This window comes from Bacillus sp. NEAU-CP5, assembly GCF_026420705.1.
Lineage (GTDB): Bacteria > Bacillota > Bacilli > Bacillales > Bacillaceae > Bacillus > Bacillus velezensis.
On sequence record NZ_JAPMOV010000009.1, the window covers coordinates 45,699 to 55,290 of the forward strand.

Genomic DNA, 9,592 nt, shown 5'->3' on the forward strand with positions numbered 1-9,592 from the left:
CTATTTCATACAAAAACCGTTCTTGTTACGATACAAGAACGGTTTTTTTTTATGATTGAATGTGATAAGCGTCATAAATCTCGCGTTTCGGAACGCCCCGATCTACCGCTGTTTGTTTTATGGCCTGTTTGGAAGATGCTCCTTCGTTTATGTAATGCTCCACATGCTCTTTCTCAGAAAGCTCCGTCCACCAAGGCTTTTCCTCTTCATCCGGTTCAGCGGTTTGATTTCCTTCGACAACGAGACAGAACTCACCGCGGATTTGATCTTCATTTGCCCATTCAATCACCTCGGCGATGGTTCCTCTGATGAATTCCTCATACTTTTTCGTTAATTCTCTCGTGACGGCGATGGTTCGATTACCCAAAACGTCATGCATTGCTGTTAATGTTTCTTTCAATCTGTGCGGCGCTTCGTAAAATATCATCGTTTCCTGCCGTTTTTTCAGGAGTTCGAGTTCTTTCTTCTTTTCTTTTTTCTGTCTGTTTAAAAATCCGTAGAAGAAAAATGGCTGCGGGGTGATGCCTGATGCGGTCAGCGCGGTTAATGCCGCATTAGCACCCGGAAGCGGAACGACATATCCGCCGATTTGGGTGAAATCTCTCACAATCTCAGCCCCCGGGTCGGAAATTGTCGGCATGCCGGCATCACTGACCAATGCCACATTCTTTCCGCTTTTCAGCCATTCAATGATTTTATGGCCGCTGCTTTCTTTATTATGTTCATGATAGCTGATGAGAGATGTTTCTATGTCATAAACATGGCACAGCTTTTTCGTCTGTCTTGTATCTTCGGCAGCTATGACATCGGCCGATTTCAGCGTCTCTACTGCACGAAAGGTCATGTCCTCCAAATTGCCGATCGGTGTAGGAACAAGGTACAGAGTTCCCATTTCAGTTTTTCCGTTAAAACTCATCTGGCGTCTTAACATATACAGCCTCCTTGCTGCGTCGTTTTTCTTCTATATATTGCTCTTTTTTCTTTCGGTTCAGCTGTTTAAAACGGTATTCCGCCTGCATCGCTTCCCGTTTTGTTTCAAATGATTCCGCATGGCATAACAAAACCGGCCTCCGCGCTCTTGTGTACTTCGCGCCCTTTCCCTCATTGTGGGTTTTCAGCCGTTTTTGCAGATCATTTGTATAACCGGCATACAGACTGTTGTCATTGCACAGCAGCACATAAAAGAAATGACTATTTGTCTCCATATAAAATCGTGCGGATCTCTTTCGTATATTCATTTTGTTCATTGTATACGAACAGCGGGGGAAGAATTTTGAGATCAGGGCGGCCGCCTTTAATTCCTTCAACCAAAATGGTATTCGCTTCTTTACCTTGTTTCGGATAAATAAACTGAACCCGTTTCGGTTCTATTCGGTACGCTTTCATTAATTCAAAGATTTCCAAAAGCCTCCCCGGCCGATGAACGAGAGCCGCTTTTCCGCCTTGCTTCAGCAGTTTGCTGCTGACGGAAATCACATCTTCAAGCGTGCAAAGAATTTCGTGCCTTGCGATTCTGAGATGCTCGTTCAGGTTCTGCTCCGCCTCTTTCGGTGTTTTAAAATAAGGCGGATTGCAGGTGACAACATCATATTTATTATGTCCGAGTCTTTCCGGCATATTTTTCAGATCATCATGAATGAGACTGATCTGACCGCCCAGCCCGTTGTATTCCACGCTTCGGAGCGCCATATCATACAAGCGTTCCTGAATTTCAACGCCGGTGATATCGGCTTTTGACCTTGTGCTGAGCAAAAGCGGCACAATGCCGTTCCCCGTGCATAAATCAACGATGTTCCCCTTTTGAATCGGAACGTATGCAAACTTAGACAGCAGCACGGCATCTAATGAAAAAGCGAAAACCGTCGGACTCTGTACTATTTTCATATCCTCTGCTAATAAGTAATCCAATCTTTCATCATCACGTAATGAAACCATAATCTTATTCCTTTCGGCACTCTTTGAAAAAGGCTTCCGACATCAGCGGAAGCCTTTTCCTTATTTTTTATTTAAGAAGGACAGACAAAAAAGGCAATCTCCCTTGCGGACGCTCCCATAATGGACGTTGCAAATATGAAAGCCTTCTTGATACAGCCGGGCCAGATTGTCGTACCCTTCTCCTATATCACTCTGCTCTGCCTTCTGTGTTTTTGTTTCTTTCTGATCGGCTTTGAATTTCTCAATTTGCTCTGTCGTGTCATCAAGCCGCTTACGCAAATGCTTATTTTCAAGCTGAAGATGGTGATTCTCTTCAATCATTTCGCCGATATGCTGCTTTAAGTCACCCAGCTGACGGTACAGCGAACCGATTTGTTCCTCCAGGTTTATGACAGTATCAAATAACTCTTTTTTATCCAAGGTTCCACACCTCGTTAATCTGTGGTTTGTGCGGATACGACGCCCTCTTCCAAGAGCTCTTCCCAAGTATATTCTATCACTTTTTCACGATTCTTCAGTTCCACCTGAAGCACCCGTTCCAGAATATTAAGACCGACAACCTTTGCGGGGCCGTTTGCCGTCGTAATCATTTCGCCTAAATCCGGCAGCTGTTCTTTTGCCGTCTCATACTCATCATTTTCGTACTTCAAACAGCACATCAAACGGCCGCACAGACCGGAAATCTTCGTTGGGTTCAACGATAAATTTTGATCCTTCGCCATTTTGATGGACACCGGTTCAAAATCACCGAGGAACGTGGAGCAGCAAAGCATTCTCCCGCATGGTCCGATACCGCCGAGCATTTTCGCCTCGTCCCTCACCCCGATTTGGCGCAATTCGATTCTCGTTTTAAAGATAGAAGCCAAGTCTTTGACCAATTCCCTGAAATCAACCCGTCCGTCTGCTGTAAAGTAAAAAATGACTTTATTGCGGTCAAATGTAAACTCAACATCAACCAGCTTCATATCTAAGCCGTGGTCAGCCACTTTTTTCTGACAGACTTCAAAAGCGGACAGGGCCTCCTGTTTGTTTTCTTCTACAATGAGAAGATCGCGTTCATCAGCAACGCGAATGACCTTTCGAAGCGGAAGCACAACATCATGCTCGTCCACTTGTTTATTTGCGATGACAACCTGCCCGTATTCGACACCTCTTACGGTTTCAACAATGACGCAGCTGTCTTGTTCTATATCAAATCCGTTCGGATCAAAATAATAAATTTTCCCCGCTTTTTTAAAGCGGACGCCTATTACGTTGTACAAGCTTATCCCTCCTGCAACGTTAACACCAAGTGCTCCATTAATCCCTGCACATTCACATTGGAATGAAGCCGTTTTTTTGCTTCTAAAACAGCGAGAATTTGGTTCGTAACGCTTTGTTGTGTAAATTGCAGCGCATGCTGTTTTATTGATTGGAATAAGTCTTGATAAATCAGTTTATCTTCATTTCCAATTTGGATGGATAATACATCACGGTATATCAATAAGAGCATATCAAGACCCATTTCTTGATGGGTTTTTTCTTTGAAAAAGGGCACCCACTGATCCTGAATGAAGAAAAAGGCATGTCCTTTCCGCTGATGTAAGACTTCATACAATTTTATCACTTTCGCTCTGGACTCTGCAAACTCATCATTTCGACTTAATTCGACTGCTTCCGCAATATTATTTGTCATATTTGCTAAGAGCCGGGCCATGTGAAGGCTCACTTCCTGTTCAATCAGCCTTTCTTCTATGGCTTTCGGCTGAAGCGGCTGGAACGGGAGAACCTGACATCTCGAAACGATGGTATCCAGTATTCGGTGGAGCTGCTCAGTAATCAGAATTGCGATGGTGTCTTGACTCGGCTCCTCTAAAAATTTCAGCAGACTGTTTGCCGCATTTGTCGTCATTTGATCCGCATGGGATATAATGTACAGCTTTTTATGCGATTCCAGTCCTGTTTTAGAAAACTCTTCCTGAAGCGACTGGATCTGAGCCTTTTTAATGGATAATCCGTCGGGCTGAACCACATGCAGGTCGGGATGGTTTCCGGATTCAATGCGCTTACAGTTCCGGCACTCCCCGCAAGGCTCAGTCCCGCCTTCAAGGCAAAAAAAGCTTTTTGCGAGAAGCAGTGCGGCATCCAATTTGCCCGTACCTTTTTTGCCTTCAAACAGATAGGCGTGAGAAAGCCTTTTCTTTTCAATACTGTTATGCAAAAGCCGCATCACTCTGGGCTGCTGCCCGGTCATTTCCTTCCATGATATTACCATTGTATCACTCTCTATGTGTAAAGGTTAATCAATAAACCTTTTATTTCTCCGATTCGATCCAGCAAATCAATTGCCGGTTTTTCCTGATCTAACATTTCTTCCGTCAGCTGAAGCAGTTTTTCATCTATTTCTTTCACAAGCCCCAGAGTCCGGCTGCTGCCGTACAGGTCAAAGCTTTTCTCCGTCTCATGCGATAATCCGCTGTCTACGGCCTCTTTTACAAAACGTTTTACCAATCCTTTGAATTTCGCTAAGTCTTTGAAGTTTCTCGACTTCGTCAGCCTTTTCCCGAACGTTTCTATATCCGTTAAGAACCTGCTCAGCTGATCAAATTTCAGCTTGCTGCTTTGGCTGTCCATTGAACTTTTAAATGTTCCGGAAAGCTCTGCCGCTTTATAAGCAGGCTGCTGCTTTTTCTCAATAAATGTACGTAAGTCAGAATTTATTTTCACGTCGTCAAATCCTTAAAATTGATGAAATTCATCGACCGGGAGGACAAAGACCGTCGCTCCGCCGACTTCCACTTCGACGGGATATGGAACGTAGGAATCCGCATTCCCGCCCATCGGGGATACCGGGGCAATCATCTGATCACGTTTACAGCCATTCTCTTTAATAAGGCTGAGCGCTTTATCGACACGGATATCTTCCACCCCGATCATAAACGTCGTATTGCCTGATTTAAGGAATCCGCCTGTTGTCGCAAGCTTCGTCACCCTGAAGTTGTGGTCGGTTAATACTTTCAAAAGCCTGTTGCTGTCCTGATCCTGCACCACTGCCACTATTAGTTTCATTCTCTAGGCCCCCTTTAGGTTGGAAAGAACATTGTCGTTACATTCATTATAGCAACTTATGAGAAACAGGTCACAACTGAATTTTTTTCAATGCTTCATTTATCACTTGAAGTGCGTCCTGAATGACGAGTTCCTTCTTTTTCGAAGCGTCGATTGTATGAAATCTTTCGGGAAAACGCTGCATGACCTTTTGGTATCCTTCCCGTACTTTTGTGTGAAAGTGCAGGGCCTCAAGATCGAGACGATTCTTCTCTCTTGAATCATTCGACGTAATCCGTTTCAACCCTTCTTCCGGCTCAATAGAAAAATAGATGGTGACATCAGGCATCGTATCGCCGATTGCAAACTGGTTGATAGAAAGGACTTCATCAATGCCGAGCCCTCTCGCATAGCCTTGATAAGCCAGCGAACTGTCGATGAAACGATCGCACAACACAATGCGGCCTTCTTTCAATGCAGGCTGCACCTTTTCGGCTAAATGCTGTCTTCTCGCCGCGGCGTAAAGCAGCGCCTCCGTTTTTGCATCCATCAGTGTATTGTTTTTATTTAAGATCACTTCTCTGATCTGTTCCGCAATGTCGATGCCGCCCGGTTCTCTTGTCGCTGTCACCGGGAGCCCCTCTGCCGACAGAATCTCTTTCATTTCCTGAAGCACAGTCGTTTTCCCTGCACCTTCAGGACCTTCAAATGTTATAAATAAACCGCTCATGATTTCTCCTCTTCTATATAGACAAGTAATTGTTCCCCGTTTAACAAGCCTTGAATATGCGTGTCCATGCCGATTAAACGGGAAAGCTTTTGTACGATCTCTTCTGTTATCCGTTCTCCGTCCATGATCAGCGGAATTCCCGGCGGATAAGGAATAATGTTCCCCGCATGCAAGCGCCCGGCAGCCTTATTTATATCTGTAAGCTCTTTTTTAAACTTCCGCATCTCATTTTGCGGGTATTCAAGTGTCGATATGGACGGAAATGTCCAATTCACGGCATCCGGCAATTTATCGGGCGGTGTATTCTCCAGTTTCTGCTGTATGTTTCTTACGGTTGCCTGTTCTATCATCCGCCTGCCGCCTATCGGCAGTACGAGCAATACTTGGTACTCGTCAGCCAGCTCGGCAACAATGCCTTCACTCTCCAAAATGCGTTGTAATGAATAGCCGGAATGTCCGAGCTTTGACCGAAGAATTAATTTTAACGGGTCCGCCCGCAGCCCATATCCGGAAGGCTCGATTATTTCAATAGAAGAAATTGATGCGAACCTTCGTTTGATTTTCTCAATGTGCTCCATATGAACGGGAAGTGTCCCTTTTTCAGCAATATCCTGCACATAAGCGCGCGCCGTATCTAAAGATGCCATAATCGGGTATGACGGGCTGCTGCTTTGCAAACTGCTTATATAATAAGTTAATCGATCTCTGTCAATTCTGGTGCTGTTCAAATGAAAGTAAGACCCCATCGTCATAGCCGGAAGCGTTTTATGAGCCGATTGAACAACGGCGTCCGCCCCCATAGCCAATGATGAAGGCGGGAAAGGCTGGCCTAACACAAAGTGAGCCCCATGAGCCTCATCTACCAGTACAGGAACGCCGTATGAATGGGCTTTGTTAACTGCCGCAGTCAAATCGGCGGCGTGTCCGTAGTAAGTCGGATTGGTCAGAACAAGTCCTTTCGCGTTCGGATATGACGCCAGCGCTTTTTCGATGACTGAAAGGGATACATGTGCCGGCACATGCAAGTTTTCATCGATTTCCGGCGCCAAATAAACCGGCTTGGCTCCGGCCAATGCCGCCGCATGGAAAACAGACTTGTGACAATTACGCTGGATCAGAATGGGTTCACCCGGTTCACAAACAGCTAAAATCATCGCCAGATTGCCGGCGGTCGTTCCATTGACGAGAAAGAAGCTTTCCTGAGAGCCGTAAAATCTGCTCACCAAATCCTGCGCTTCCTTAATGACCCCCGTCGGGTGATGCAAGTCATCAAGACCCGTGATCTCAGTCATATCAATAGATAAAAGAGATTGATATACAGATTTGGCTTCATCAAAAAAGACATCTCCATTGTGATGTCCCGGAACATGAAAAGAATACGTATTTCGGTGCGCATGCTTCATCAGCGCTGTATATAAAGGTGTGTCCATTTTTAAACAAATCCTTTGCCTGTCTTTCTTATTATATCGTGACTGCGAGCCAACTTAAAGCTAAGACTTTTGCCATCTAGCCGTTATCCCGGCCGGACCTCATATCAAGCAGCTTCTTTTTTAAATCGCCTTCCATGATAACAAGCTCCTCCTCGGCACGCCTGCGTTTCATCCTGCCTTCTTCTTGAATAGACATGATTTCTTCAAGTGTGCTGACTAAGCTTTCCTGCACTTTTTTGAGGGTTTCTGCCTCAACAAGTCCGCGCTCATTGGCTTTGGCGGTCTCGACTGTACTTGTTTTCAGAAGTTCGGCGTTTTTCAGCAGCAATTGATTTGTCGTATCCGCCGCCTTCTGCTGCACATCTGCCGCACTCCGCTGCCTCATAAGCGTCAGCGCGATGGCGACTTGATTCTTCCATAAAGGAATAGCCGTAACAATGGAGGACTGAATTTTCTCTGCCAGTGCCTGATTCGTGTTTTGAATCAGGCGGATTTGCGGCCCACTCTGAAGCGTAATCTGCCTGCTCAGCAGCAGATCATGCACCCTCTTATCCAGACGGTCGGCAAACTGGCGAAGATCATTCACTTCCTGCGCGGCCATTTGATTGTGTTCTTGTAATTCGGCTTTTCTTGCCGCTTCGGGTATCAGCTTTGTTTTCAGCTCATCTATTTTTAATTCCCCCGCTGCTATATACATAGTTAAATCAGAAAAGTATTGTTTATTTTGGGCGTACAGCTGATCTAACAATTTATTGTCACTCAACAGCACATTTTTAGAATGTTCCAGCCTTCTGCTGATACGGTCAATCTGCACACTTGTCTTTTGATATTTCGAAAGCACTTCCTGTACAGAACCGGACACCCTTTTAAACAGCCGGGCGAAAAACCCTTTGTTCTTCATCTGCAGATCATCAGGGTTGACCTGATCAAGCTTCAGCATCAAATCAGCCAGTATCTGTCCCATCTCTCCTGCATCTTTTCTTTGCACGTGCTCTATCATCGTGTGGGAAAATTCCAGAAGATTCGCCTGCGCCTGTGAACCAAACAGAACAATGCTTTGCATGTTCTCAGGGTCCAGTTTTTCAGCGAGCCGAAGTGCCGCTTCTCTTTTTTCTTCCGGCAGCGTATCTGCAAGCTTTAGAGGGGTCTGGTCATTTTGGGCGCCCATGCTGTCGTCGGAACGGTCTTTGGCCATTTCCTTCTTCCTTTCCTATTTTCTCAGTGAATGCTTTGCCACATCTAATTCAAAGTGCAGGTCGTCGATGTCCTCCTTCATCAGTTCATGAAGATCCTCTTCCAGCCTTCTGGAAAGCTCTGCTAGAGTCACCCTCGTATCACTCAAGGACATTGATAAATCTTTATTTTTTCGCGGCTGTGATGAGAGCAGAGCATACTTTTCCGTCAGTTCCACAACAGAATCAAGCGTTTGATAATAGAAACGCTCCGCCTGATAAAAACGCTTCGGCTCTTGCTTTGTGAGCAGATATATTCGTCGGGTTATCCGCAGTATCTCTGCATTCTGCTTCAGCATTTGTATACTTTTAGAGCGAAAAAGCGCCCTGCGTAATCGGATGATTTTACCCTTTGCTTCCTCAAGATTTTCCTTGATATAAGCATATTCTTTTCTTGTCAGCCGGTGTTTTTTTAAAAAGAGACGCTTCGCATTCCACAGACCGGCCGCACTGGCTGCGGCTCCGCCGGCTGCCCCGTATAAAAGCGAATACAGAAAAGGCTGATGCCCTATCGTAAAGAAGGTTATCCCCGCTAATACAAAAACTGTGCTGCCGCAAAGCGTCCATTTCATATATTGAATAAACGGTTTCATACTTGATCGACTCCTATTTATTCACTTTTATCAGTATTATCTATTACATTCCATGTCTAAACAAGTTCCTCTTCTTATCGTATCAGTTCTTTTATAAAAAGTGTAAAAACTCCTCTGATTTCAGGCAAAAAAAAGACCCTTTTCAGGGTTAAGAATATAACGTCGGTGTATGAAGGCTTTTCAGTTTACGAACGAAAAATTCATAATTTGGATCAGAGGTCGGAGTGGAAACTACTTTCTTCTCACACTCTAAACATATAAATTTCGTATAAATATGGATTCCCCTGCTTTTTTTGGTTTCACACACAATACATGTTTCTTCATGGCTGGACGTTTCATTCATTTTGCCCACCTCCGTATGAATAGCCTTCCCTTAAGCTGTTGATTGTATACACAATTTGGACCTTTTTGAAGTTTGCAATTAGTATATGGGCGTTTCCGTATTTCGGTGTTTGTTTTGTTTTTATTCAAAACAACAAAAAAGGCAGCTCATCATGAGCTGCCTTTACCATAATATAGCTTGGCGGCGTCCTACTCTCACAGGGGGAAACCCCCGACTACCATCGGCGCTGAAGAGCTTAACTTCCGTGTTCGGCATGGGAACGGGTGTGACCTCTTCGCTATCGCCACCAAACCATTGAGAGT

13 protein-coding genes and 1 rRNA gene are annotated in these 9,592 nt (G+C 44.9%); all 14 read right to left on the reverse strand.

All coding sequences use genetic code 11. The features are described 5' to 3' along the window. Positions 1-49 precede the first annotated feature (49 nt). The 14 genes from rsmI to rrf all read right to left on the reverse strand — a co-directional run bounded on the left by rsmI (position 50) and on the right by rrf (position 9,581). The gene (rsmI, locus tag OTK50_RS19555) at positions 50-931 is read right to left on the reverse strand and encodes a 16S rRNA (cytidine(1402)-2'-O)-methyltransferase (RefSeq protein ID WP_088461222.1); all 882 of its coding nucleotides are present in this window, start codon (positions 929-931) and stop codon (positions 50-52) included. Further along, positions 906-1,205, reverse strand: coding sequence for a GIY-YIG nuclease family protein (locus OTK50_RS19560; protein WP_088461223.1), 300 nt, complete (start codon positions 1,203-1,205; stop codon positions 906-908). Before OTK50_RS19560 ends, rsmI begins: the two co-directional genes overlap by 26 nt. Then, complete coding sequence (locus tag OTK50_RS19565) at positions 1,192-1,935, reverse strand: tRNA1(Val) (adenine(37)-N6)-methyltransferase (RefSeq protein WP_004264717.1); 744 nt, start codon at positions 1,933-1,935, stop codon at positions 1,192-1,194. Before OTK50_RS19565 ends, OTK50_RS19560 begins: the two co-directional genes overlap by 14 nt. A 60-nt stretch (positions 1,936-1,995) precedes the next feature. Continuing rightward, entirely contained in the window at positions 1,996-2,355 is a 360-nt protein-coding gene (yabA, locus tag OTK50_RS19570; protein ID WP_004264720.1) for a replication initiation-control protein YabA, read from the reverse strand. 14 nt (positions 2,356-2,369) lie between these two features. After that, complete coding sequence (gene ricT / locus OTK50_RS19575) at positions 2,370-3,197, reverse strand: competence/sporulation regulator complex protein RicT (RefSeq protein ID WP_004264723.1); 828 nt, start codon at positions 3,195-3,197, stop codon at positions 2,370-2,372. Positions 3,198-3,199: 2 nt separating this feature from the next. Then, entirely contained in the window at positions 3,200-4,189 is a 990-nt protein-coding gene (holB, locus tag OTK50_RS19580; RefSeq protein ID WP_088461224.1) for a DNA polymerase III subunit delta', read from the reverse strand. Between the two features lie 11 nt (positions 4,190-4,200). After that, positions 4,201-4,641 (reverse strand): YaaR family protein, encoded by a 441-nt coding sequence (locus OTK50_RS19585; protein WP_004264730.1) that lies wholly within the window; start codon positions 4,639-4,641, stop codon positions 4,201-4,203. Positions 4,642-4,653: 12 nt separating this feature from the next. After that, positions 4,654-4,983, reverse strand: a complete 330-nt coding sequence (darA, locus tag OTK50_RS19590) for a cyclic di-AMP receptor DarA (protein ID WP_004264734.1) — start codon at positions 4,981-4,983, stop codon at positions 4,654-4,656. A gap of 70 nt (positions 4,984-5,053) precedes the next feature. Further along, complete coding sequence (gene tmk / locus OTK50_RS19595) at positions 5,054-5,692, reverse strand: dTMP kinase (RefSeq protein WP_007615155.1); 639 nt, start codon at positions 5,690-5,692, stop codon at positions 5,054-5,056. Continuing rightward, entirely contained in the window at positions 5,689-7,122 is a 1,434-nt protein-coding gene (locus OTK50_RS19600; RefSeq protein ID WP_044803040.1) for an aminotransferase class I/II-fold pyridoxal phosphate-dependent enzyme, read from the reverse strand. The genes tmk and OTK50_RS19600 overlap by 4 nt, the downstream gene beginning before the upstream one ends. A gap of 76 nt (positions 7,123-7,198) precedes the next feature. Then, positions 7,199-8,317: a toxic anion resistance protein gene (locus OTK50_RS19605; RefSeq protein WP_088461226.1), complete on the reverse strand. Its 1,119-nt coding sequence runs from the start codon at positions 8,315-8,317 to the stop codon at positions 7,199-7,201. Between the two features lie 15 nt (positions 8,318-8,332). Further along, the gene (locus OTK50_RS19610) at positions 8,333-8,947 is read right to left on the reverse strand and encodes a 5-bromo-4-chloroindolyl phosphate hydrolysis family protein (protein ID WP_224223961.1); all 615 of its coding nucleotides are present in this window, start codon (positions 8,945-8,947) and stop codon (positions 8,333-8,335) included. A gap of 148 nt (positions 8,948-9,095) precedes the next feature. Then, entirely contained in the window at positions 9,096-9,290 is a 195-nt protein-coding gene (locus tag OTK50_RS19615) for a sigma factor G inhibitor Gin (protein WP_007409914.1), read from the reverse strand. A 175-nt stretch (positions 9,291-9,465) separates the two neighbouring features. After that, positions 9,466-9,581 (reverse strand): 5S ribosomal RNA (gene rrf, locus OTK50_RS19620). Between the last annotated feature and the right edge of the window lie 11 nt (positions 9,582-9,592).

Bases quoted from the DNA above. Each gene is read 5' to 3' on its own strand.
- rsmI (WP_088461222.1), bottom strand. From the start codon at position 931: ATGTTAAGACGCCAGATGAGTTTTAACGGAAAAACTGAAATGGGAACT.
- OTK50_RS19560 (WP_088461223.1), bottom strand. From the start codon at position 1,205: ATGGAGACAAATAGTCATTTCTTTTATGTGCTGCTGTGCAATGACAAC.
- OTK50_RS19565 (WP_004264717.1), bottom strand. From the start codon at position 1,935: ATGGTTTCATTACGTGATGATGAAAGATTGGATTACTTATTAGCAGAG.
- holB (WP_088461224.1), bottom strand. From the start codon at position 4,189: ATGGTAATATCATGGAAGGAAATGACCGGGCAGCAGCCCAGAGTGATG.
- darA (WP_004264734.1), bottom strand. From the start codon at position 4,983: ATGAAACTAATAGTGGCAGTGGTGCAGGATCAGGACAGCAACAGGCTT.
- tmk (WP_007615155.1), bottom strand. From the start codon at position 5,692: ATGAGCGGTTTATTTATAACATTTGAAGGTCCTGAAGGTGCAGGGAAA.
- OTK50_RS19600 (WP_044803040.1), bottom strand. From the start codon at position 7,122: ATGGACACACCTTTATATACAGCGCTGATGAAGCATGCGCACCGAAAT.
- OTK50_RS19605 (WP_088461226.1), bottom strand. From the start codon at position 8,317: ATGGCCAAAGACCGTTCCGACGACAGCATGGGCGCCCAAAATGACCAG.
- OTK50_RS19610 (WP_224223961.1), bottom strand. From the start codon at position 8,947: ATGAAACCGTTTATTCAATATATGAAATGGACGCTTTGCGGCAGCACA.
- OTK50_RS19615 (WP_007409914.1), bottom strand. From the start codon at position 9,290: ATGAATGAAACGTCCAGCCATGAAGAAACATGTATTGTGTGTGAAACC.